Here is a 23073-nt window from a genome sequence, read left to right as displayed (position 1 = left end):
ATGACGATGTGAACTACGTCGTTGATGACGAGGACCTCGGCCCGGCCGGAGCGACGGGCGACTTCCGTGCGGCTGTGCCTTACGGGGTTCCGCTGCGAGTGACGATCGGCGGTATCGCGTGGCCGCCTGCTGAGGGATTCACGCTGAGTGACGCCGACACAGACGTCGCACTCGGGGCCGCCGACGCCATCCCCCCGAGCGCACCGCCGATAGTCTCGGCCGTCGCAGGTGATGCGACGGCGAGCGTGACGTGGGCTCCTGCGACCGACAACGTGGCGGTTGCGGGCTACAGGGTCTATCGCTGGACCAGTGCGCCCGTGGGCGCCGCGTACTCCAATCGCCACGAACTGCTGGCGAGTCTCGCGCCCACCGCGACGTCGTTCGCCGACACCGGGCTGACGAACGGCACGCCCTACCACTACGAGATACGCGCGTTCGATCTCGCGACCAACGTCGGCGCTCGCACCGAGACGGCCACGGCGCTCCCACTCGTCGCGCGCCCGCAGGTCGAGGTCACGCCCGGTGTGCCCGACGGCGAGGACGGCTGGTACCAGACGGTCCCCACGGTCGCGCTCAACACGCTCGCGGGCCGCACCAGTCTCTACTCGTTCGAGGCGTCGCCAAGCGAGTGGACTACCTACACCGGCCCGGTGACCATCCCCGGTGGGCTGTCCACGCTGTCGTTCCTCGATACCGACGGTTCGAGCTTCAGCGCAACCGCGACACTCGATTTCAAGGTCGATACATCAACACCCGAGGCGGTCTTCCTTATGTCTCCGGCGATGACGACGCCCGCAAGTGCGGGACGCAGCTTCAGTGTTTCGTGGGGTGCTACAGACACGGTCTCCGGGCTGGCGAGCTACGAGGTCCAGCGGCGTAGCAGCACCACCGCTTCCTGGACCACGTGGAGATCCACACTCGCGACATCAGCGGTCTTCGTCGGTACTGACGGCTCGAACAACTACTTCCGGGCCCGGGCGTTTGACGCAGCCGGTCTGGCCAGCGACTGGACCACCATCACCTGCACGCTGGTCCCCTACGATCAGGCCAAGCTGCGGTACGCCTCGGGCTGGAGCACCGCTCGCAGCAAGTACTACTACGGGGGGTCGACCCGATACACCACGAGGAAGGGCGCTTCCGCCACCGTCTCATTCACCAAGGGGACGCTCTATCTCGTCGCCAAGACCGGCCCGACGATGGGCAAGGTCGCTGTCTACTACCGTGGATCGAAGGTCGCGACCGTAAACCTGCACTCGACGAAGACGAGGTACCGCCAGGTATTCCGAATCCTTTCGAGGTCGAGCGGAACGAAGGCGTACACGGTCAAGCTCGTCAATGTGGGCGTGACTCGACATAAGCGTGTCGAGGTCGACGGCCTCGTCCTGAAGCGCTAGTGACGGGCGCTTCGCGATGAGCATGCCGAGGCGAAGCCGCATCACTGTGATCGCTGTCGTCGTTGTGCTTGTGGCCGCGATGGGGCTCGGATGGTACGCCGAGCGGTCGGTCACGTCGCCGAATGCACCACAGGGCGCGTACCGCGTCCGCGTGACTCGTGACGGAGACGAGATCGCTTCGTTCGATCTAGCCGGGCTGGCAGCGGTTGGCGAGCGGACCGTCACGACTCAGGGCGGCGTGGAGCGGGGCGCACCCGTGGTCGATGTGCTCGCAGCTGCGGGCGTCTCGGGCTGTAGCACCGTGACCGTTCTTGGCATGGGGACGCGTGACAGCGGGCGGCTCGAGATCGCGTATGCCGACCTCGGCCCGGATACCGTGCTCGACGTTGCGAAGCGAGGCACTGTGAAGGTGGCGGGTCCGTTGATCCCGCGCGATATGAGGGTCAGAGACGTGACGGAGATACAGGTAAGGTGAGCAGGTCACAGACATCGAAGCTCGGCGTGCGCGAGATGACGGTCATCGCGCTCGTCGCGGTGCTCATCCTCATCGCCAAGTCGGTGCTGCGGATGCCGATCAAGCTCCCGGGTCACGCGGGGGTGCTTTGGATCGCCGCGCTCATCGTTGGCCGCTCGGTCGTGCGCTATCCGGGTGCAGGCGCTCTCATGGGGCTTCTGGGAGGGACGCTCGTCGCCATCTTCCAGCCCAGCGACGCCGCCATCTTCTTCACGATAGCCAAGTACGTGCTCCCGGGGCTGGTACTCGATGCGCTGGCACCGCTCTTCGGCCAGCGTTTCGATCAGTTCCTGCCGGCGATCGTTGCCGGCGCGCTTGCGCACTCAGCCAAGGTGGCTGTCGACCTTGTGCAGGGGTGGGCGGCGGGACTCACGGGAGCGGTGCTCGCCACCGGAATCACGCTGCAGTTGGTGCTGCACATCGCCTTTGGAGCGCTCGGAGGGCTCGTCGCCGCGCTCATCCTTCGCACGCTCATTCGCGCCCAGATTCCGCAGCTCGCGGGCATCGCCGAGAGTGCTGCTCCGCCGGGGGTGGGCGAGTGAAGCGGAGAGGATGCATCCGCGGCGTCGTTGCTGTCGCCCTCGCGTGCTCGGTGTTGATCGCGGCGCCGACGCTTGCGATGGCGGGCGTCATCAAGGAGGGTGCGGGCTCGCATGCGTTCACGCTCGCGGACACCGGTGGGCTGCTCACCCTCGCTGACTCGGCGGGCGACCAACGGCTCACGCCGCCCTACGAGGCGCTCACCGTCTACAGTGGCGCGGCCATCGAGTTCGAGCCGCGCTCCCTGCGCGTCATGACCGATGGCTCGTATCTCGTCGCATGCGGCAAGCATGGCTACATCATGCGCATCTCGAAGTCGGGCACCGTTCTTCGCACCTACACGGCGGCCGATATACCCGGCCTTGAGCGACCCTTCGACGCGCTGCCGATGGACGATGGCGGCATGATCGTGGTTGATCGCGGTGCGCTGCAGAAGCAGGGCAGGGTCTTTCGGCTCGACAAGGACCTCGATGTCGTCTGGTACTTCGGAGGGACGACGGGCACCAACGCTGGCCAGGTCCTGGACCCGTTCGCCATCGAGCCCGTAGGTGGTGGCCACTACCTGATACCCGACAGTCTCGGCAACCGCGTGATTGAGGTCGACGAGGATCTCGATATCGTCTGGTCGTACGGCACGTATCAGAAGGAGGGGCCGGGCGCGGGTCTGTTGGTTCGCCCCCACAGTGCGCAACGTCTGTCGAACGGCAACACCCTCATCTGCGACTCCGAGGACCAGCGAGTCATCGAGGTCACCAAGGACAAGCGCATCGTCTGGCAGTTCGGCGTCACATCGGCATTCGGTTCCGACGACAAGCACCTCTTCGGCGCCAACTACGCTCGACGTCTCGCGAACGGCAACACAATCATCTGCGACTCCGAGAACGCTCGCGTCATCGAGGTCGACCACAACGGGACCGTCGTCGAATCGTACGGCACGATCGGGCGGCTCCCCCCGAGTGGTGGCGTGCTAAGTGATCCGCGTGCGGTGGTGCGACTGGCTGACGGGTCGACCGTGATAGCTGATCTCGGGAACACGCGGCTCGCACGCTATCGATACAAGCCGCGTACTTCGTGGGTGGCGACATCGGGCTTCATCGATCCCGCCGTCGGCAAGATGAAGTGGTTCACGAAGTTCAGCGTCGGGTCGACGTCTCCTGGGAGTTCGGTGGTGATGACCGAGTACTCGACCGACGGGCAGACGTGGGAAGACGTCCCGAATGGCGGGAAGTTGCCCGTATCGACCAAGGGGTCCGGCATCAAGTATCGACTGCAGCTGACGACCGGGGACGGCGACGAGGCACCGGTGGTCAACGATCTCTCGATCACGTGGAGCGAGACCGCACCAAGCACCGGTAACAACAACGGTGGGACGGCCAAGCCGAAGCCTACGCCGCGCCGGGGCTCGAACTCGCCGGGCTCGCAACGCACGACGACTCATGGCGGTTCGCATAAGGCCACCGCTGGTGGAAGCGGTTCGAACGAAACCACCACGCTCGCGCCAGGCGGCGACGGCTCCAGCGTCGGTGGTGGGACGAGCGGGGGGAGCGGCAGTGGGGAAGCGGCGTACACGCAGTCGACAACGATGAGCGGCTGGGTCATGAGCGAGGTCAAAGACGAGGTCGGCGGGCCCATCGGGAATTCGGGCACCGGGGGGTTCGGCGCTGACGCTGCGACGGGAACCTCGACCGGGACCGGGATAGCGGTGCTGTTCGCCGCCTACACGATCGGACTGGCGTGGTCACCCGCATCTCGATTGTTCATGAGGCTCGCAGTTTCGATGACGGCAAGTTGATGAGGATACCGGCCTACTTTCAGGAGGCGTGATGCTTCAAAGGATCGGAAACGCGTTGGCTCACCCCGAGGTCGCGATGTATCCGGTCGCGACGGCGCTGTTCTACCCGATACTTGTGCTGCTCGGGTTCGCGTTGGTCTACAACGCCTTCGAGCTGGGCCGATTCACGCTGGAGATGCTGCGACGGGATCGCACGCGCTCCGTCGCCAAGATCGAGTCGGCTGTGGCCGCGGCGCGTCTGAGCACGGCGTCCGATAACCCCTCGCAGGCGGTGATGGATCTCGGCACGATGAGCAGCAACTGGCTGGTGGTGCAGTTCGTGCAGATGCTCGGCACGGGCGCCGACATGAGCCGGACGCGGCTCTCCAAGTTGCTGGCCGAGGTCGAGATGCTCGCCACGAAGCGGCTCGACCGCACGCGGATCTGGATCCGTCTCGGTCCCATCATCGGCCTCATCACCACGCTCATCCCGATCAGCCCGGCGCTCGTGGGGCTTGCATCCGGCAACCTCGAAGCGCTATCGAACAACCTTGTGGTCGCCTTCTCGACGACGGTCATCGCGTTGCTCGTCAGCGGAATCGCCTTCGTCGTATCGATGTTTCGCGAGCGGGCGTACATGCAAGACATCGGCGACATCGAGTACGCGCTCGAACTGCTGGAGGCGTGAGCGATGGGGCTGGATGATCGCAGGCGGCTTTCAGGCGGCTCGGGTGGAACCTTCATGCGCCACCGCCGACTGTCGCACCCGATCCACCAGGAAGACCCGATGTCGATGATGGGCAATCTCTTCGACATCGCGCTGCTCATCGGCATCGGTCTGCTCATCATGGCGCTCAGCTCGTTTGGGCTGAACGACCTGCTCACCAACGCGGACACCACGATCGTGAAGAACCCCGGCACTCCCAACATGGAGATCGTCACGCGCAAGGGCGGCAAGATCACGCGGCTCAAGCAGACGGGCGTGCAGACCGAAGGTCCCGGCACCGCGGTCGGTACGGTCTACCGGCTGCAGTCCGGCGAGATGATATGGGTGCCGAGCGGCCCGACCCAGTAGCCTGCAGCGTCAGCCGCGCAGCAACCCCTTCGTGCAGGTGAAGCCTGTCTGCGTCCAGCGCCGTGCCCGGCAGTTGAAGCAGCTCGGTTCGTCGCATTCGACGTAGCACTCGTCATCATCGTCACGCGAGAAGCCCACGCATTCGCAGGCCAGGGCAGCGGCTTCGGTGACCGCCGCATCGTCGTCTACGGAACCCACGAAGGCCGGGTCGGCTGATGTCTCGACGATCGGCACCGGGCTACCCTAGAACGCCCGGAGCGCTTTGCGGTCGACGACTGTCCACGGCGCAGGTGCACCCTCGTCGCTGGGCTGCACCATAAGAACCGCGATCCCGTCGCGCAGGATGAGCTTGCAGTGCTGACCCACCACCACGCGCTCATCGTCGTCAAGAACCACGCCTTCGAGCGTGCGTACCTCATCGATGTCCTGATGCTTGATGTGCTCGACATCCGCCACGCGCTGGTCGTCCGCATTGAGGCGGAACTTGCCCTTGAAGCGGCCGTCGTTGCCGGTGAGCTTGAGTCCGGCCCCTGCGAGGGCGCCAATCACTCCGATGCCCGTTCCGCCGTGCTCCGAGAGGTGCGCGCCGATCTCCTCGGCAAGGGCATAGGCCTCGGCCTTCTGGATCACACGCTCCTTGGCCTCGCGCCCGTAGGTCATCAGGCGCTCGGGGTCCGCGAGGCGTTCGGGGACGACGACGGCAAGGCCCGGATCCGCGGCTTCGACGCTCTCGGCGGCAAGTCGTTCGGCGGCGCGTTCGATGACCTCGGCGAGCGACTCCTCGGCGATATCGGCCTCGAAGCACATCGAGCTGTTGTGCGAGGTGTAGGCGATGTCGGGGTGGATCAGGAGCTGGTGGCGGGTGACGCGACCCACCGTCGCGAGGCCTGCTGCGACGAGCGAATCGGCGATGATCTCGGCGATCTCTCCGGTGCCTTTGCTGTCGGCATCGTCGGTGTCGTCGATCGAGATCAGGATCCTCATGAGTGCTCCGTTTCGTGCGGGCGGCAGGGGTGCTCCGGCCGGAATCGTTGCTTGAACGCCCCACGACTCGGAGCGGTATGTACCCTGCCGAGTATGGTTCATGAACGGTCCGAACGCGAGACATCGCAACCGGGTGGTATCGTCGGTTTCGACGACGGATTCGAGCCGAAGGTGAGCCACATGACGGCAGGCGAAGCGCGCGTGACGGTGTCCGGAGCTGACCTCGAGCGGTTGCGATCGCTCTCGTGCATCAAGTGGTCGCGCTACGACGACGACGTGATCCCGGCGTGGGTCGCCGATATGGACCTCGCGCCGCTGCCTGCAGCCGTCGACTCGGTTGCGAAGCTCGCTGCCTGCGGCGACTTCGGGTACAACTTCGCCGCGCACAAGGAACTGCCCGAGCTGTTCTCGGAGTGGGAAGCCCGCCGGCACGGCTGGCGGCCCGATGTCGAGCGCACCCGCGTCTTCTGCGACGTGATGCAGGCGGTCGAGACGGTGCTGTGGCTCCACACCGAGCCGGGCGATGGCGTCGTGCTGTTCACGCCGGTCTACCACCCGTTCTACCCGGCCGTGAAGTCGACCGGCAGGCGCGTCGTCGAATGCCCGCTCGATCCTGACGGCTGGCGTCTCGATCCGGAGCGACTCGAAGCAGCGATCGACTCAACCACCCGCGCGATTCTCTTATGCAATCCGCATAACCCCACAGGTCGGGTGTTGGACGCCGCTGAACTCACAGCGATCGCTGATGTCGCCGAGCGGCACGACCTGCTCATCGTCAGCGACGAGATCTGGGGCGACCTCGTGCATCCGGGTGCGACGCACGTGCCGCTCGCATCTGTCTCCGACGATGCCGCTGCGCGTACCGTCACCATCTCGGCGGCGAGCAAGGCGTTCAACATCGCGGGGCTGCACTGCGCGGTCGCGCACATCGGCCACGCGGGCGTCGAAGCGGCGCTCAAGGAGCTCCCGCGCCACCTGCTCGGCGCGGTCGGGACGCCCGGTGCGATGGCGACGCGCGCGGCGTGGACCGAGGGCGAGCTGTGGCTTGGGGCGGTCAGGGAGCACCTCACGGCGCAGCGCGACCACCTTGCCATGCGCCTCGCGAGCGAGCTGCCCGAGATCGGCTTCACGCCGCCGGAAGGCACCTACCTCGCGTGGCTCGACATGCGCGCCTACGACCTCGGCGACGACCCGGCGAAGGCGATCCTCGAGCGAGGGCGCGTGGCGCTGTCGAGCGGGCTGGACTTCGGCCACGCGGGTGCCGGCTGGGCGCGCCTCAACTTCGCGACGTCGCGCGAGATCCTCGACGAGATCATCGACCGTGTCGCGAGCGCAGTTCGGGGCTGAGGGTCGCTCTCGGGCGCCTAGCAGGCTCCCGGCACGCTGCACGGTGCCGAACGCTCGAACTCCGGCGTCGCCTCGATGTGGGCGACGAGCTCGCTGCGGTCGAACTCGGCGTGAAGCAGGCACGTGATGTCCTCGGCCATCGGCTCGCCGGTGCGCTGCCAAGCCTTGGCGCGGCAGCCACGGCAGATGCGCGAGTACTCGCACGCCTCGGGGGCGCACACGCCCTCTGACTCCTGCTGGTCGAGTTCGTAGAGCTTGCACACGGCTTCCTGGAGCGTCATCTCGCGCACGGTGCCGATCGTCCAGTCCTGCGCGAACTGGCAGGGCATGATGCCGCCCTCGGAGTTGATGTTCATGTGGCCCTTGCCCACCGGGCAGGCGCTGATGGTCTTGAGGCGCTCGAGGCCGTTGCTCACGTCGATGCCGCGCTCGACGAACTTCTCGGCGACGAAGGGGATGAAGCTCGGCATGGCGCCGATGTCCCACTCCATCGTGGACTCCTCGGAAAGGATGTCCTCGACGATGAAGTCGCCGAGCTCGCGCCACTGAGCAGCGGTGATGCGGCCGTCGTCCTCGCCCTCGCTGCGGCCGGCGGTGATGAGGTCGCAGAAGTACAGGAGGCCGACGTCGAGCGCCTTCGCCTCCGCGATGAGGTCGTAGACGTGCGGCCACGTTGCGGCGCTGATGGCGGTCTTGATCGCGACCTTCACGCCCTCTTCGCGCAGGATCTTGATCGCCTCGATTACGCGATCGCGCGTGCCGGGGACGCCCACCATTGCGTCGTGGAAGTCGGCGGGGCCGTAGAGCGAGGTGGCGATCCAGTCGATGCCGTTGGCGCGCAGGCGCTTAGCGGCCTCACGGTTCATGAGCGTGCAGTTCGTCGAGACCGTCACGCGGATGCCGTAGCTGCGTGCGAGTTCGAGAATCTCCCAGAAGTTCCTTCTCATCATCGGCTCGCCGCCCGAGAGGAACAGGGCCGGGAGTTCGCGCTCGCCCATCTGGTGAACGAGTGCGATGGTCTCCTCGTCGGAGAGCTCGTTGGGCAGACTCGTGCAGTCGGCGGCCATGTAGCAGTGATCGCACAGTAGGTTGCACTTGTTCGTGATGTTCCAGATGACGTCGCTGGGACGGCCGAGCTTGAAGGCGGTGACGGCCTTGTTCTCGACGTCGGACAGCGGACCGTTGAAGAAGAGCGAGCGTACGTGTGCCATGAAGGTAGCCTCCTGCGATGGGGCGTCGCGAGGCTGCCGGCCTGCAACGCTGGCGCGGGCGGAAGCCCGTGCGGAAGCCCATTATGCGACCGAGAGCCCCGTTCGCGCACTCTTGTAACTATTGTGTGCGCGTGCTGGTATGGGTGGTGCTTCATCACCCAAGGGACCAAACGCCCGAACTCGCGTTGCGAGAGGACCACGATGCCCACACGCCCCACCATCACCTCACTCGCCGATACGGTCGAGATCGCACCGGGCGTGCTCATGCCCAGGCTCGGTCTGGGCACCTACAAGTCCGATGAGGGCCCCGACGTCGAGGGCGAGGTCACGGCCGGGTTCGAGCTGGGGTATCGGCTCATCGATACCGCTGCGCTCTACGGCAACGAACCCAGCATCGGCCACGCGTTGCGCGCGAGCGGCATCCCTCGTGACGAGGTGTTCCTGACGACCAAGCTGTGGAACGACGACCAGGGCTACGAGTCGACCCTTTCGGCGTGCGAGAGCAGTCTTGAGCGACTCGGCGTGGACCACGTCGATCTGTACCTCATCCACTGGCCGTGGGTCGAGCGGATGCGCGACACGTGGCGTGCGATGGAGCAGCTGCTTGCGAGCGGGCACACACGCGCTATCGGGGTCTGCAACTTCCTGCCGCATCACCTCGACACACTCGCCGAGTTCGCCTCGGTCATGCCGGCGGTCAACCAGTTCGAGTTCCACCCCCGGCTGCAGCAGCCCGAGCTCCAGGCCGCCTGCGAGCGGTACGGGATCACCCTCCAAGCATGGGCGCCGATCATGCGCGGACGCGTCAACCTGATTCCCGAGCTCGTGGGCATCGCCGGAGCGCATCGCAAAACGCCTGCTCAGGTCTCCATTCGCTGGATCCTGCAGAAGGGCTTCGTGACGATACCGAAGTCCATCCATCCCGCTCGCATCGCCGAGAACTGCGACGTCTACGACTTCGAACTGACCGCTGAGGAGATGGCGACGATCGACGCTCTGGATGCCTGCGAGCGTATCGGCCCGAATCCCGAAACGTACGTGACCGGCAACTCGGATTGACGGCTGCCACAGCGTCAGCCACGATTCCCACAGCCACGCACACGCATGCGCGACGCGCCTCTGCGGGCGGGCGCCGAACAGGAGATCGCACCATGAACTCACGAACGCTCGCACTCGTCGCACTGCTCGCCGCGCTTGCCGCCGGAATACTTGCATCAGGATGCTCGCAGGGCACTCCGCCACCGCCCAGCGTGGACAACACGAAGAGCGAGGCAACGGCGAGCGTCGCCGCGACGCTCGGCGTCGACACGATGATGACGGTGGCCGACTTCAAGAAGAAGCTGTCCGCCGAGGGGGTCAAGGTCAAAGAGGAGCCCACGGATCGTTCGGGACTCTTCATCCCCGCAACCTACATCCCCATGACCGTGGACGGCGCGTTCCTCCAGGTCTATCGCTTCAAGTCCGGCCCCGAGGCCAACGCGGCCGCCAGGACGGTCGACGCGGGCGGGTACATTCTCGGCGCGACGCCCGAGCAGCGCATCAACGTGAACTGGACCGGCTGGCCGGCGTTCTTCCGCCAGGGCGATCTCGTCGTTATCTTCGTCACTGAGAAGGGCGACAAGTACGCGAAACGTGACAAGGCCGTGTACACGGCGCTCAAGAAGGTGCTCGGTGCGCCCTTCATGGGCGGAAACACCCCGCCTGCGTCCCACAGCGGCGCGTCGTCGACGACGAGTGGAAGTGCTGCTGCCAGCGGGTCTGTGGGCTCGACGGGATCGGCCGTTGCGACGGGATCGGGCAAGTAGCCGGCCCGGGTTATCTCAGGTTTCGAGGTGCGATGAGCGCCCGAGTTGGGTAGACACATACCCGAGGGACACACGGCACCGTCGCCTGGGGGATAGACGTGAGTTATCAGCCGAGTGAGATAGCCGACCTTGTACTTCTCTTGGCCCTGGGCCCCGTCATCGTGGCCTCGTTTCGGCGCACGAAGATCGTTCTACCTGCGGCGGTCTACGCGGCGTTTGCGGCCATGATCTGCGGCTACACATTCACCATCCTTGAGGGGTTCTGGCTGTCTGACGTGTTCAACCTGCTGGAGCACGCTTCGTATGCTGTCGCCGGCGTTGCATTCCTTGTCGGCATCGTCCGGTTGCGCCGGTCGATGGGGCCTGGCGGAGAGGTGAAGCGATGAACACGGCTGTCGTCGCCCTCGACGTCATCTCGGCCGTGAGCTTCGCTGCCGCGGCGCTGCTGGTGCTGTTCGGGAGGTTCGAGTCGCCGCTTGTCAGCCGGGCCGTTCGTAATGTCTTCGCCGGCGCCATGGGGTTGTACGCCTTCGTCGGGCTTTCCAACGTGCTCGAGCACGCAGGCTTCACCACGCTGCTGGACACCTTCGAGGATTTCGCGGAGATCCTGTTCATCCCCGCCATCGCTTATGTGGCGACGATGATGTTGCAGAACCAGCAGGTCGAAGCCCAGCTCAGTTCGGCCCGCCAGATGAGCGCGCAAAACGATCTGCTCCTCAATATCGTCGACACGGTTCCCGGGGGAATCCTGGTCGTGGGACCCACGGGTGCTGTGACGTTCGCCAACGAAGGCGCCGAGCGGATTCTGGGAATGCGCAGCGATACCGGCGGCTCGGTTCGAATCACTCCCTCGTGGACGCTCGTCGATCCTGCTACTTCCGAGACGGTCGTTCTGGCCCAGATCGCATCCCAAGGTCCGCTCAATCGTAGGCGGCTGACGGCGCAGTGGCCGGACGGCACCTCGACCGACCTGGTGTTCAGCTCGACTCCGATGTCATCGCAGTCGGGCGATCTGGGCGGCAGCGTTATCGCGTTTGAGGCCGCAGGCGTTCGCGGCTAGTTCTCGCGAATTGACGTAGGTCATGTACGCATGGCTCGCGCGTGCGCACACTGGCTCCGAAGTGCACACTTGCCTGGAGGAGCCAATGACGACCGAACTCGCCGCCGACGCGGTCGACGCACAGCCCGCAACTCAAGCCCCACGCGTGTTCGATACGTACGCCGTGACGTACGCGTTCGGGATCCTGTTTCTCGTGCCCGGGGCGTTCGCCATCTCGCGACTCCCGTTTCGCGAGTACACGGCAGCCTACGTCTCGTTGGTCACCGTCCCGTTCGTGCTGGCGATCCTCGCTACGTTCCTCACCGACAGCGCAGATCCGATGCGCACCAAGCTCCTGCGGTCAGCGGTGCTCGTGCCGCTCGTGTTGCTCAGCGGAGTCACCGTGCTGTTCACCAGCAGTTTCATCGTCCTGCCGATAAGCCAGGTGCTCACGCCTGCCGGCTTTGACATCGCAGGCCCCATCGCGATCGCCTCGTTGATCGCGCTGGCTCTGCCGCTGCTGCCGGCGACGTGGCGACGGCTTCGTACCCGCATGACCGTGCGCTCGGCGGCCCAGACCGCGGCCATTCTCTTCGCACTCACTGTCGTCGCGATCGTCGTTGTGCTCACCCTGCGAGACGATCGCACCCTGGCCACGATGCAGCGCAAGGACGTCGTCATCTACATCGTTGGCGCGCTCGTCTGGTACCTGCCATCGTTTGGAATCGCAGCAGGCGCCTGGAGGCGCGTCGACGTCGTCTAGTCTGCGCGTCCACACGCTGCTCAAGCCGGCTGCCGACGCGCTATGCTGGAGCGGTCTCGCCGTGGGCGAGGTCGGTCCGAGCAGCAGTCCCGCTTCTCGGAGTCAGGGGAGGCGCAAGAGCGTGAGCCCGATACTGATCGCCGCGATGATAACCATCCTCGTGGCCGCAGCCGTCTACACCGTCGCTGTGTTCGCCGAGCGGCGAGCGGGCGTTCTCAAGACGTGGCACCTCGTGCTCTTCTGGCTCGGGTTCGTATTCGATACGACGGGCACCACACTCATGGCGCAACTCGCAGGCGGCTGGAAGTGGGACTTCCACGGTGTCACAGGCGCAAGCGCGATTGCACTCATGCTGCTGCACTCAACATGGGCCACGATTGCGCTGCTGATGCGTCGCGAACGGGTGCTCCACCAGTTCCACAGGTTCAGCGTCGTGGTATGGGTGCTGTGGATGATCGCGCTTCTCAGCGGGTTCGCGATGGTCGGATATCGGATGGCGACACGCGGCTGACCCCGCCGTTTGCGTAAATTTATGTGAGATTCCTCACAAAACCCCTTATGCTGGACGTCCAACTCTCCGAATAGTGACTGTGAAGGACGCACTAGGTCGGGATTGGGGTTCGTTTCGCTGTGACGAATACTCGGCCTGCCAGCCTGTCACACGAAGTACTGAATACAAGGGGTAGCTGCAATGTCGATGAACGCATCAGACCGCCGCATGGATGTAGCGATGGGCCTCGGCGCGCCGGACGATCCGGTTGACGTCACCATCATTCTGCCTGCGTACAACGAAGAAGACAGTGTCGATGGCGTCTACGCGCAGGTCGTCGACGTGCTTGAGAAGGCCGGCCACAGCTTCGAGATCCTCTTCGTCGATGATGGTTCCAATGACGCCACGTGGCCGAAGGTCAAGGCGCTCGCTACGATGGACAGCCGTGTACGTGGGCTGCGTCATCGACGCAACTTCGGCAAGGCGGCCGCGCTTGCGAACGGGTTCACGTATGCGCGCGGCGAGATCATGGTTATCTGTGATGCCGATATGCAGTACGACCCCAACGACATCATCCGCATGATCGACAAGGTCATCGAGGGCTGGGATGTGGCGACTGCCTACAAGGTGGTTCGTCGCGATCCGCTTTCCAAGCGCATCCCGTCGTGGTTCTTCAACTTCTTCGTGCGCAGTACCACCGGCGTGAAGCTCCACGACATCAACGCCGGCCTCAAGGCGTTCACCCACCAGGCCGCAGACGACCTCATCAAGTACGGCTACGGCGAGCTTCACCGCTTCTTCATCATCCTGGCGGCGCGCAAGGGCTACTCCGTATGCGAAGTCCCGGTCGAGAGCCTCTACCGCACGAGCGGCAGCTCCAAGTACGGCATGGAGCGCTACATGCGCGGCGCGCTCGACTTCCTCACGGTGTTCTTCCTGTCCGGCTACGGTGACCGTCCGCTGCACCTTCTCGGGGGACTCGGAGCATGGTTCCTTGCGATGGGCACCGCCGTCTTCGCCTACCTCGGATTCGCAGCAGCCTTCATGGGCCAGAGCATCTCGGGCAAGCCCTCGCTGATTCTCGGCGCACTCTTCCTCATCACCGGCATCCAGCTGCTCGTGTTCGGCCTGCTCGCCGAGATGATCAACAACCTTGAGCGCCCGCAGGCAGCAGGCTCCAAGATCGCGCAGGTCGTGCGCATCGACCGCCGCTCGGCGATCGTGCTTGCGCCAGGCGTTCAGGTCGAGCGCCGCAAGGGGTCGCGCGACGCGGCGCACGCACCAACGTCCGTGCCGCAGCCCGCCGCCCCGCGGCGACGTGCGAGCGACCGCGATGCGCAGCCTGTTGCGGTAGGAGTCGAGCTGACGCGCGACGCCGTCTAGGGGCGCGTGCCGTCCGTAGGTGACAGTTGCTCGGCGACGAAGCCGACCCACTGGATCCCCACGCTCGCCACGAGCAATACCGCGATGAGCAGGAGCTTGGGATCCTTGAGGTGCTGCTTCAGGATCCGGCCGAAGCTCGCGAGTCGGTTGGCGACGAATCCGCTCACGGGCACTCGTCGGGAGAACTGCGCTTTGGCGCGACCGCGTACGTAGAGCCAGCGCGAGAACTGCGACAGGCTTGTGCGGGCCGGATGAACGATCACCGCTGTGGGGACGAATACGATGCGCTTGCCCGCGTTGCCGTAACGGAACGCGAGATCGGTGTCCTCGCCACCCCACGTCAGTGACTCGTCAAACCCGCCGAGCTCTCGAATGACCGCCGTCCGAGTCGCCCAGTTGCCTGCTGCGATGTTGTGCGTCGTGCCGTCGGCGTCGACAGGGAACATCGTCGCGTACCCGGCGCTTCCGCCGGCCGGAAAGCCGAGCGCGGAGATCGAGTCGCCGATAAGCCCCGAGGGCGGAATCTCGATGTCACCGACCGCCGCGCTCACGGTGGGGTCATCCAGGGCTCCAAGCAGCCCCACCAGCCACCCGTCCTTGGGCTCACAGTCGTCATCGACGCCGATCAACACGCGGCCCGATGCTGCTTCAAGCACGCGGTTGCGGTTGTAGGGAATCCCTCGGTGGGCGGGCAACGAGAGCCACCGCACCCCACGGCCATCGACGTTCTCGGTCACGGAGTCGGCCGATGCGTCCTCCACGCCCACGACGATCTCACGGTCTGCGGGACCCTCGATGGCCAGGAGCCTGTCGACGAGTCGGTCGAGCTCGGGGATGTGCGCGCGCGCGATGATCCCGAACGTGACGGCGGGCGAGTCGCTCATCGGGCGTACCGCTTCTTGCCGGCGAGCCGCGCCACCGTGTCGAACGCGTCGAAGTACCGACCCGAGCGCTTCAGGCGGGTTGTGAACACGCTGTCGGTTCCGTAGATCGGGATGCGGCGAATCTCGTATCGGTTGTGCCCGCCCCACTTCACGCTCACAGCCGCGTCGAGTCCGGAGTCCGCAAGTGCGCGCTCGGTCTCGGGGGAATGCCAGCCGAAGGGCAGTGCGAAGTAGCGGGGCGAGTATCCGTGCTCGCCGAGAATCCGAAGTGACGTGGTGATGTCATCGAGCGCATCCTCGTAGCTGAGCTTGTTCATGGGGAGGTGCGCGTGACCGTGCGATTCGACCGCGACGCCTGCGGCGGCGAGCTCGGCGATCCCATCCCAGTCCAAGAGCGGCTCCTCGACCTCGCTCCACGGCATGATCCGCTGGAGGGTCGTGGGCTTGGTCCGCCACTCGTTGTCCTTGCCGACGAACGAGGTGGGGATGAACGTCGTGGTCTGGCGGGCGAGCCCGAGCCGCGTGAGGATGGGCAGGGCGAGCGTGCCGAGGCTCAGGAGCCCGTCATCGAAGGTGATCGTGAACGACTTGGGCGTTGCGGTCATCGTTCCGAACGGACCGGTGGCGACCGCCTCCTCAAGCGTGAGCGGCGTGAAGCCGTCCTCGAGCATGCTCGTCAGGTGGCGCTCAAGCGCGTCGACCGAACTCGCGTAGCGACTCTGTCGGCCGGTCACGATGTGGTGGTATGCGAGTATGAGTGGCCAGTCGTGTGTCATCGTGATCCCTAGTACCAGGTCCGGCCCGACAGCCGGCTGAGCCGACGGGTCTGTTCGAGCGTCAGTCGCTCACTGCTGTCCGAGCGCCGTTCTCCCCACTCCGAGAGCCCCTCGCGCATGCCGACGAGCATGCGGCCGGCTCGGCCGTTGCGCACCGCCGCCACGAAGCTCTCGGCGATCCACAGGAATGCATGTACCTGAGCATACGGCACCGGAAGGAATGTGGCCGCGATGCGAAGCTCGCTGCGGACGTAGTTTGCTTCACGGTCGCCGGTGTTCTGAGCGGCCGGGATAGCGTAATGCGTCACCACGATCGAGGGAACCAGCAGGATGCGGCTGCCCGCGCGTGCGAGGCGAAACGACACGGTGTTCTCCCACGAGCCCCAGCGCACGCCGTCCGGATAGCCTCCGGCCGCACGCAGCTTCGGCACCCGAAACGCGACCGCTCCTCCAAGGAAGTACGCGATCTCGGTGTTCTCGGCGGGCATTCGCTTGCTACGCAACGGAATCTCGCGGCGGCGCATGCTGCCGTCGGGGGCCGTCACCTTGAAGCACAAGACGTCGAAGTCGGGGTTGTCGACCAGCGTGGCGGCTATCCGAGTGGCGGTATCCGGGGTTGTAAGCTCGCAGTCGTCGTCGAGGTTGATCACGACGTCGCCGGTGACCCGAGCCAGACCCGTTGTGAGCGCGGCACCAAGCCCACCGCTTTCAGCAAGCGCGATACAGTTCACGTCGGGGAAGCGCTCGGCGACCATCTCGGCGGTCCCATCGGTCGAGCCGTCGACGACCACGACCACCTCTCGGTTCGCGTAGTCCTGCGTCTCGATGCTCGAGAGACACACTGCCAGTGCGTCTCGCCGGTTCTTCGTGCCGATGAGGAAGCTGAGTCGGGGGGATTCCATGTCGTCTATCATAGCGTGGCAGGCTCGCTGGCAGGGGAGGGGTGCGAGGTGCGTCGGAGCGTGGCACGAGGTGCACTTCTCGGCATCCTAGGGCAGGTATGGCATCTTGCCACCGCCTTCGTGCTCTACGCCTACCTCGCTCGGCAGTTGGGTCCGGCCGGGTTCGGCCAATGGCGCCTGACGCTGTCGGTGCTCAACTGGTTCGAGATCCTCCTGTTCGCGGGTCTCATCAAAGTATCGACGAAGCGCCTTGCCGAGGCCCCGGGCGAGCTGGTCAAGCTCACGCGCGCGTCGTACTTCGGGCAACTGCTGATCGGACTCGTCGCTTTCGGGGCGCTGTTCGTGCTCGCCGGACCGATCTCGATACTCCTCCGTGAGCCGAGGCTCGCGCTTCTGCTGCGCGTGGCAGCGCTCGATATCCCTGTGTATGCGCTGTTCATGACGGCATCGGCACTCCTGCTTGGGCGGCATCGTTACGAGAGGCAGTCCTTCGCGTGGACCGTCTATGCCACGGCGAAGTTCGCCGCCATCGCGGGCCTCGTGCTGTTCGGGTTCTCCGTGCCCGGTGCGCTCATCGGAAACGCGCTGGCGTCTCTGGTCGGCCTTGCAGCGGCGTTCATTCCGCTTCCGCGCGATCGCGAAGCCGTGTCACTGGCCGAGCTCACGCCGCTCGTAGGCAACCTGCTCGTGGCGTCGATCCCGTTCCTGGCCCTGAGCCTCGTGGAGGGGCTCGCGACGAGTGTGGACCTGTGGCTGGTCTCGGCGTTCGTTGCCAACGCCGTGGCGGTGGGATGGTACGCATCCGCAGCCGTGCTCGGCGAGATTCCCACGTTCATCTTCACCGCGCTCGAGCGCGTGCTGTTTCCGTCCGTGTCCGGCGCCCGCGCCGACGGCGACTCGGCGCTTGCGAATCGCTACGCACTGCAGTCGGTGAGGTTGGCGATCATCGTGACGACCATCGGCATTGGCATCATCATCGCGAGTGGTCGCATCGCACTGCACCTGCTGTACTCGGCGGAGTTCGCCGGTGCCTACATCCCGTTGTGCATTCTGATGGTGGCGGGACTCGGGCGCACCGTGCGTGCGATCTGTGCTCAGGTGCAGATGGCGCGTGACCAGCGCAAAGAGGCGCTCACGATCCTGATCTCGTCGGTGATCCTCGAGTCGGTGCTTCTGGCGGTACTTGCGAGCCGCTGGTCGGTCTACGGTGCGGCCGCAGCCGCAGCCATCTCCGGGCTCATCGCCGGAGCATGGGCGACCATCGCGCTGCGCGACATGCTCGGATGGCGCCCGTTGTCGACGCTGGTGCGATCCCTCGCCGCGGCCGCGGTGATCGGCACCGGGCTTCACTTCGTGGCGCAGGCAACCGCCACGCTCTCCGAGTTGCCGCTTGTGGAGACCGCCGTGTACGCCGTGGTGATTCTGGCCGCTGGCGTGCTCTACCTGGGGCTGCTCGCGCTCATCGGCGAGTTCGATGCCGACGACAGGGCGTCGGTCCGAGGAATCGTTGCCAGAGGTCGCGCAGGCTCTTCGGCGTGACGCCGACTCGGTCTCAGTAGTAGGGCGTGATGCCGGCGAGGTACTGCCACTCTTCGGTGCTCAGGCCGTTCGCCCAGTCCCGCAACTCGGGCGGCGTGCCGTCGAGGAAGTGCGTGCGCGCGATGGCCTCGCTGAACGCCGCAGCGCTGGCGGGTGTGGTCGCGAACCGCCAGTCCTGGTTCGTCTGGCTTCCGCGCTCAACCGAGTCGTAGTACAGGATGCCGTCGACCGAGTCGTTCGCGGCGATCCGATCGTACGCATCGGTGATCCAGGCCGCCTTGTCGCCGCCCTCCTCGACCGAGGCGAACTCCGCTATCACGATCGGCTTGTCGAGCGTACGAAGGTAGGCCAGCGGTTCCGAGTAGATCTTCGAGTACGGCTTCCAGACGCTGTCGGCCCGGGTGGTGCCCCAGTTGAACCCGCTGATCGCGGTCCAGTCGACGTACTTGTCTCCGGGGTAGTACGCGGCGTACGAGTTCGCGCGGGTATCGGGCACGCTTTGGTGGTTGATGGACCACACCCAGGTGACGTTGGTTGCACCCTCGGCCTCGAAGATGTCGTGGATGTGGCGCCAGGCGGTGATGAACTCAGCGGGTGTGTTGCCGTTCACAGTGCCGCCCCACGGGTACCAGTCACCGTTCATCTCGTGCATCGGCCTCAGCATGATGGGCCCGCCGAGATCGCGAATCTGCTGCGCCCACTGACGAATGTAGGGGTCGAAATCGCCCTTGTTGATGCGCTTGAGCGCGTAGTCGGGCTGCTCCTCGGGGTTCTCCAGGTCGTTGGCGTTCTGACCGGCGTCCCACGGCTCCCAGGTGATCATCGGGACCTTGCCGCGCCGCATGACGGCGATGCACGTGCCGGGATCGAACTCGGAGCGGTTGTTGGCCGCCCACGGCTGGTACCACATCACGATCGACACGCCTCTGCCGGCGGTTGTCTCGGCAGACTCCAGCTGCGTGATGGTGTACGGCGCCGGTGGCGAGTACGTCCCCAGATACGCGCCGTCAGCCGGAGCCGCGAGCTTCCTGGCGACTGGGATTGTGGGCGTAGCCGCATCAGACCACGCCGGTCCGTCGGTGTGCACGGCGCCCCCACCCCCGCCGGGTATCGCGCCCGCGCCGCCGCAACCGGTCAACGCAAGCATGCACGTCGCGAGCGCGAGCGCGACGACGAGCATCCGGTGGGTCCGCGTTACCCGCGACGACGTCCTCATGGTGTATCGGACTCCTCGTACTCGGGGGTCGCGGGGTTCACCGAGTACCGCACGAAGCCCTGAAGGATGACGACGTGCGCGACGATCCACGCCACGTTGTTGATCACGGACGGCTGCGGGCCCTGTGTGAGGAGCCCGTATACAGCGGCGAGCGTCAGTCCCGCCAGCACCGCGATCTGCCAGCGCACCGGCTTCAGAGTGACCCGGCCGCGGGTCTTGGGAGTGACGACGAACTTGCCGGGAGTGGCCGAGAACACAGAGAAGAGTGACTTGATCTGGACCGGGAACGACGCGAGCGTGAACCAGAGCGCATCGAAGCGGAGCTGGTAGTTGCCCGAGTAGACGAGCAAGGCGAGCGCCGAGAGCACGTAGGGCAGGAAGTGGACGGGATAGTTGTTGGGGACCTGGACCGGGCGTGCGCCCGCGAACAGATAGAACGCGGGGAGCAGCAGGTAGGACAGGTACGCCCAGCCTGTGAACCAGTAGATGAAGCTCAGCGCGTACTGAAACGCCTGAGCAGGGCGCATCTTCGCCGAGAAGGGCCGCCGCTTGAAGAGGATCTCCAGCCCGCCTCGGCCCCACCGGAACTGCTGATTGAAGTACGACCCGACGTCCATGGGGCCGAGGCCCTCGGCGACGACCTTCGCGACGTACTCGGAGGTGAAGCCCTTGTCGAGCAGCAGCAATGACGCGCGCAAGTCCTCAGTCACGGAGTCCTCGGGGATTCCGCCGATGGCCTCGATCGCCGAGCGGCGGAACACGACGTTGGTGCCGCATGAGAAGACGGCGCCCGAGCCGTTCTTTCCTCGGAGTATGGGGCCGTAGAACAGCGCCTGCTGATCGTGGGCGCCGGCGGCCACGCGGTTCTCGGGCCGGTTGTAGTAGACCTGCGGCGTCTGGACGAACGCGACCTTCTGGTCCTCGAAGACGCCCATGACGACCTCGAGGAACTCGGGGTGGGCGATCTGGTCCGCATCGAAGATCGCGAAGTAGTCGCCGTGCGTCATGGAGAGCGCATGGTTGATGTTGCCGGCCTTCGCACCGCGGTTGTTGTCGCGCACGATGTAGCCGACGGGATACCGGCTGGCCAGGTCGCGCACCTGCGGGCTCTTGCCGTCGTCGAGGAGCCAGACGTGCGCGCGTGGGTGGCGGATCCGGGCCGCCGCGGCGACGGTCTTCTCCACGATGTCGATCGGCTCGCCCATCACGGTGACGAAGATGTCGATGCTCTCCTCGGACGAGGAGAAGTCCGCCAGCTCGGGCTCGGTCCAGCGCTGCCGGGACACGGTGATCCAATAGCCGGCCGCCTGCACGATGTTGAACACCTCGGCGATGACCAGGATCCAGTACAGGAACAGATTCTCCGGCTTGGCGACGAGCAGTAGCCAGCGCAGGTACACCAGAGCGAACACCGCTGCGATGACCGACAGAATCCGGCAGTTGCGCAGGTAGGTAGCGCGCCGTTCGCGCGGAATCTCGATCACGGTGTCACCCCCTGCGTGGAGGAGGCACTCGCTGCCGGGAGGAAGAAGCTGTTGTGCGTCTCGCCCACGAACAGCGACACGCCGATCCGGTGCAACTGCCATTCATTGGTGAGCGTGTAGCCTTGCGCGATCAGCGACTCGATGGCGTTCTCTCGGTCCATCGTGATCTGCGGCGTGTCCTGCCATGAGCTTATGAGCCAGACACGATTCGCCGAGTGCACGCGCTTTCGGATGTCCTCGCCAAGCAGCACGGGGTCGGAGCGCAGCCTTCCCTTCGGGTCGAACGCCGGCAGGCCCTTGGTCGCCGAGTACACGCGCGGAGGTAGGTAGTACTCCGCCACCGAGTTGACGAAGTAGGGGACCAGCAGCACGGCATCACCCGGTTGCCAGCCGCGCGTGACGATCTCCATCGCCTCACGGTTGTCCCATTTCACGATCGAGTCTCGGTTGAACGACTGGTCGGCCCAGCCGATCGCACACATGACGAGCAGCAACGTCGCGACGATGCGGTAGGTGCGTGGCTTGAGCTGGGCGAGCAGGCGTGCGAAGAGGATGACGACGGGTGCGAGGAACGCCGTGAAGTAGCGCGAGTCGAGTACCGGCTGCCATTGCCCGAGTGCCGCGAGCACGGTGACCGAGCCGACACCCGAGATGAGCAGGTAGATGGTGCGCCGCGACACGGGCCTCGCGAACCCAACACTCAGGAACACGAGGGTTATGAGCAGCGGCCACACCGCTGCCAGGTCGCGCGAGACCAGCTGCGAGTGAAAGCCGGTGAGTACCTGGACGGGAACGGCGATGAGCTCGTTGAAGTGGATGCCGAGGGTCGGCGCGTCCCAGCCGTAGTTGAGGGGCTGCGTCGCCAGGTCGGCCGTGCCCTTCTGCGAAAGGAACTTCGGCAGCCACCACGAGAGCGGGAGCGCGACCATGACCATCGCGGCGAGCCAACCGTAGAGCTCGGGAACGTCTCGGAAGATACCCCACGGACGGGTCCACGACAGCGCGCTGGTGCCGTCCTTGCGCAGGCTACGCGTTCGCGCGATGACCACGTAGAACAGCACGAAGACGGCCTGCATACCCGTGAGCAGGACGAAGAAATATTGCGTCATCGCGCCGGCCGCCGAGCACAGCCCGTACAGGCCCCACCAGTACCAGCGGTTCTCCTCGAGCGACTTCCAGAGCGCGCCGATCGAGCCGGTCGCAAACAGCAGCATCATCGTGTACATGCGTGCCTCTTGCGAGTACCAGATGAAGAACGGCGAGAGGGCGAGCGTGAAGGCTGCAATCAGCCCGACGCGCCGGCCGTAGACCGTCCGAGCCGACCAGTACATGACGGGGATCGCAGCGATTCCGAAGACCGCCGGAAACAGCCGGACAGCGACCTCGCTCTTCCCGAACACCCACACCCAGTAGTGGAGCAGTACGTGGAAGAACGGGGGGTGCACGTTGCTCGACATCCGCTCGATGAGCGTGGTGAGCGACCACGAGGCCTGCCGCACCGATGTGCTCTCGTCGAGCCAGAAGCTCCGTGTGTTGAGCGTTGCAAGGCGAACCAGCACGCCCAGGAGCGTGATGCCAGCGACCGCGAGCCAGCTACGGTCCGGTTTCGGTCGCGTGGACCGACTCTGTCCAACGGCAGGGAAATCCGACAATTCGTTCGCTCACCGGGCTCGGGGAAATGGCTGCGTTCAGGTTACCCGAATCCCGAGGTCGGCGGGGGTGGGCCCCGAGTTCCCATGGGCGGGCGGCAGAGTGTGACGTAAGTCACAGAAGAAGTGCACTCCTGGGGGTTGAGGAAGCGTCCGGGCCTTCCGATACACATGGTGAACGTTGAAACGTAAGCAAGGGATCACTTCGAACCAACCGGTCCGATCCCGACAAAGGCAAACCCGTCGCGAGGCGGGGACGCAAAGCCAAGGGTCTCTCGGAGACAGCCTAGCTACCGAAGGTGAAGGC

Annotated in this window: 24 protein-coding genes and 1 riboswitch; of the genes, 15 read left to right on the top strand and 9 right to left on the bottom strand. The window is 65.4% G+C overall.

The annotated features are described in order from the left end of the window. The 6 genes from HGB10_06695 to HGB10_06670 form a co-directional block, all read left to right on the top strand. On the top strand, positions 1 to 1394 hold a 1394-nt coding region (locus tag HGB10_06695; GenBank protein NTU71491.1), incomplete at its 5' end, for a hypothetical protein. Between the two features lie 16 nt (positions 1395 to 1410). Next, on the top strand, positions 1411 to 1869 hold the full coding sequence (locus HGB10_06690) for a hypothetical protein (protein NTU71490.1): 459 nt from the start codon (positions 1411 to 1413) through the stop codon (positions 1867 to 1869). Continuing rightward, positions 1866 to 2450 carry a hypothetical protein gene (locus tag HGB10_06685; GenBank protein NTU71489.1) on the top strand — a complete coding sequence of 195 codons (585 nt, stop codon included), beginning with the start codon at positions 1866 to 1868 and terminating at the stop codon, positions 2448 to 2450. The genes HGB10_06690 and HGB10_06685 overlap by 4 nt, the downstream gene beginning before the upstream one ends. Further along, positions 2447 to 4240: a hypothetical protein gene (locus tag HGB10_06680; GenBank protein NTU71488.1), complete on the top strand. Its 1794-nt coding sequence runs from the start codon at positions 2447 to 2449 to the stop codon at positions 4238 to 4240. The genes HGB10_06685 and HGB10_06680 overlap by 4 nt, the downstream gene beginning before the upstream one ends. 31 nt (positions 4241 to 4271) lie before the next feature. Next, complete coding sequence (locus HGB10_06675) at positions 4272 to 4907, top strand: hypothetical protein (GenBank protein NTU71487.1); 636 nt, start codon at positions 4272 to 4274, stop codon at positions 4905 to 4907. 3 nt (positions 4908 to 4910) lie between these two features. Beyond that, positions 4911 to 5294 (top strand): DUF2149 domain-containing protein, encoded by a 384-nt coding sequence (locus HGB10_06670; GenBank protein ID NTU71486.1) that lies wholly within the window; start codon positions 4911 to 4913, stop codon positions 5292 to 5294. Between the two features lie 9 nt (positions 5295 to 5303). Here HGB10_06670 and HGB10_06665 read toward each other — a convergent pair whose 3' ends face one another. Then, the gene (locus HGB10_06665; protein ID NTU71485.1) at positions 5304 to 5528 is read right to left on the bottom strand and encodes a hypothetical protein; all 225 of its coding nucleotides are present in this window, start codon (positions 5526 to 5528) and stop codon (positions 5304 to 5306) included. 9 nt (positions 5529 to 5537) lie between these two features. Then, positions 5538 to 6278, bottom strand: coding sequence for a hypothetical protein (locus tag HGB10_06660; protein ID NTU71484.1), 741 nt, complete (start codon positions 6276 to 6278; stop codon positions 5538 to 5540). Positions 6279 to 6458: 180 nt separating this feature from the next. Here HGB10_06660 and HGB10_06655 point away from each other — a divergent pair, with 180 nt between their 5' ends. Continuing rightward, positions 6459 to 7625, top strand: coding sequence for an aminotransferase class I/II-fold pyridoxal phosphate-dependent enzyme (locus HGB10_06655; GenBank protein ID NTU71483.1), 1167 nt, complete (start codon positions 6459 to 6461; stop codon positions 7623 to 7625). A gap of 17 nt (positions 7626 to 7642) precedes the next feature. On the opposite strand, the gene HGB10_06650 is transcribed toward HGB10_06655, so the two are convergent. Beyond that, a complete protein-coding gene (locus HGB10_06650; GenBank protein ID NTU71482.1) occupies positions 7643 to 8836 on the bottom strand; it encodes a radical SAM protein in 1194 nt (397 codons plus the stop codon). Between the two features lie 201 nt (positions 8837 to 9037). Here HGB10_06650 and HGB10_06645 point away from each other — a divergent pair, with 201 nt between their 5' ends. The 7 genes from HGB10_06645 to HGB10_06615 all read left to right on the top strand — a co-directional run bounded on the left by HGB10_06645 (position 9038) and on the right by HGB10_06615 (position 14316). Beyond that, positions 9038 to 9895: an aldo/keto reductase gene (locus HGB10_06645; GenBank protein NTU71481.1), complete on the top strand. Its 858-nt coding sequence runs from the start codon at positions 9038 to 9040 to the stop codon at positions 9893 to 9895. A 92-nt stretch (positions 9896 to 9987) separates the two neighbouring features. Continuing rightward, entirely contained in the window at positions 9988 to 10641 is a 654-nt protein-coding gene (locus tag HGB10_06640; GenBank protein ID NTU71480.1) for a hypothetical protein, read from the top strand. A gap of 98 nt (positions 10642 to 10739) precedes the next feature. Then, positions 10740 to 11027, top strand: coding sequence for a hypothetical protein (locus tag HGB10_06635; GenBank protein ID NTU71479.1), 288 nt, complete (start codon positions 10740 to 10742; stop codon positions 11025 to 11027). After that, positions 11024 to 11701: a hypothetical protein gene (locus HGB10_06630; protein NTU71478.1), complete on the top strand. Its 678-nt coding sequence runs from the start codon at positions 11024 to 11026 to the stop codon at positions 11699 to 11701. The genes HGB10_06635 and HGB10_06630 overlap by 4 nt, the downstream gene beginning before the upstream one ends. A gap of 85 nt (positions 11702 to 11786) precedes the next feature. Beyond that, positions 11787 to 12443, top strand: a complete 657-nt coding sequence (locus HGB10_06625; GenBank protein NTU71477.1) for a hypothetical protein — start codon at positions 11787 to 11789, stop codon at positions 12441 to 12443. A 130-nt stretch (positions 12444 to 12573) separates the two neighbouring features. Then, positions 12574 to 12954, top strand: coding sequence for a TIGR03987 family protein (locus HGB10_06620; protein ID NTU71476.1), 381 nt, complete (start codon positions 12574 to 12576; stop codon positions 12952 to 12954). A 180-nt stretch (positions 12955 to 13134) separates the two neighbouring features. After that, the gene (locus tag HGB10_06615; GenBank protein NTU71475.1) at positions 13135 to 14316 is read left to right on the top strand and encodes a glycosyltransferase family 2 protein; all 1182 of its coding nucleotides are present in this window, start codon (positions 13135 to 13137) and stop codon (positions 14314 to 14316) included. Here the strand turns inward: HGB10_06615 and HGB10_06610 are convergent. The 3 genes from HGB10_06610 to HGB10_06600 are packed head-to-tail and all read right to left on the bottom strand — an operon-like array spanning position 14313 to position 16878. Continuing rightward, on the bottom strand, positions 14313 to 15200 hold the full coding sequence (locus tag HGB10_06610) for a glycosyltransferase (GenBank protein ID NTU71474.1): 888 nt from the start codon (positions 15198 to 15200) through the stop codon (positions 14313 to 14315). The two genes, HGB10_06615 and HGB10_06610, sit on opposite strands and share 4 nt — an antisense overlap. Then, entirely contained in the window at positions 15197 to 15976 is a 780-nt protein-coding gene (locus HGB10_06605; GenBank protein NTU71473.1) for a polysaccharide deacetylase family protein, read from the bottom strand. Before HGB10_06605 ends, HGB10_06610 begins: the two co-directional genes overlap by 4 nt. A gap of 8 nt (positions 15977 to 15984) precedes the next feature. After that, complete coding sequence (locus tag HGB10_06600) at positions 15985 to 16878, bottom strand: glycosyltransferase family 2 protein (protein NTU71472.1); 894 nt, start codon at positions 16876 to 16878, stop codon at positions 15985 to 15987. Between the two features lie 60 nt (positions 16879 to 16938). Between HGB10_06600 and HGB10_06595 the strand changes: the two genes are divergently transcribed. Continuing rightward, positions 16939 to 18417, top strand: coding sequence for an oligosaccharide flippase family protein (locus HGB10_06595; protein ID NTU71471.1), 1479 nt, complete (start codon positions 16939 to 16941; stop codon positions 18415 to 18417). A 13-nt stretch (positions 18418 to 18430) separates the two neighbouring features. On the opposite strand, the gene HGB10_06590 is transcribed toward HGB10_06595, so the two are convergent. The 3 genes from HGB10_06590 to HGB10_06580 are packed head-to-tail and all read right to left on the bottom strand — an operon-like array spanning position 18431 to position 22616. After that, complete coding sequence (locus HGB10_06590) at positions 18431 to 19633, bottom strand: hypothetical protein (protein ID NTU71470.1); 1203 nt, start codon at positions 19631 to 19633, stop codon at positions 18431 to 18433. Further along, positions 19630 to 21117, bottom strand: a complete 1488-nt coding sequence (locus HGB10_06585) for a glycosyltransferase (GenBank protein ID NTU71469.1) — start codon at positions 21115 to 21117, stop codon at positions 19630 to 19632. The genes HGB10_06590 and HGB10_06585 overlap by 4 nt, the downstream gene beginning before the upstream one ends. Further along, on the bottom strand, positions 21114 to 22616 hold the full coding sequence (locus tag HGB10_06580) for a hypothetical protein (protein NTU71468.1): 1503 nt from the start codon (positions 22614 to 22616) through the stop codon (positions 21114 to 21116). The genes HGB10_06585 and HGB10_06580 overlap by 4 nt, the downstream gene beginning before the upstream one ends. A 373-nt stretch (positions 22617 to 22989) precedes the next feature. Beyond that, a riboswitch (cyclic di-GMP riboswitch) is annotated at positions 22990 to 23064 on the top strand. The last annotated feature ends 9 nt before the right edge of the window (positions 23065 to 23073 follow it).

The organism is Coriobacteriia bacterium (genome assembly GCA_013334745.1).
Classification (GTDB): domain Bacteria; phylum Actinomycetota; class Coriobacteriia; order Anaerosomatales; family JAAXUF01; genus JAAXWY01.
This window is presented reverse-complemented; position numbering and strand designations above follow the sequence as displayed.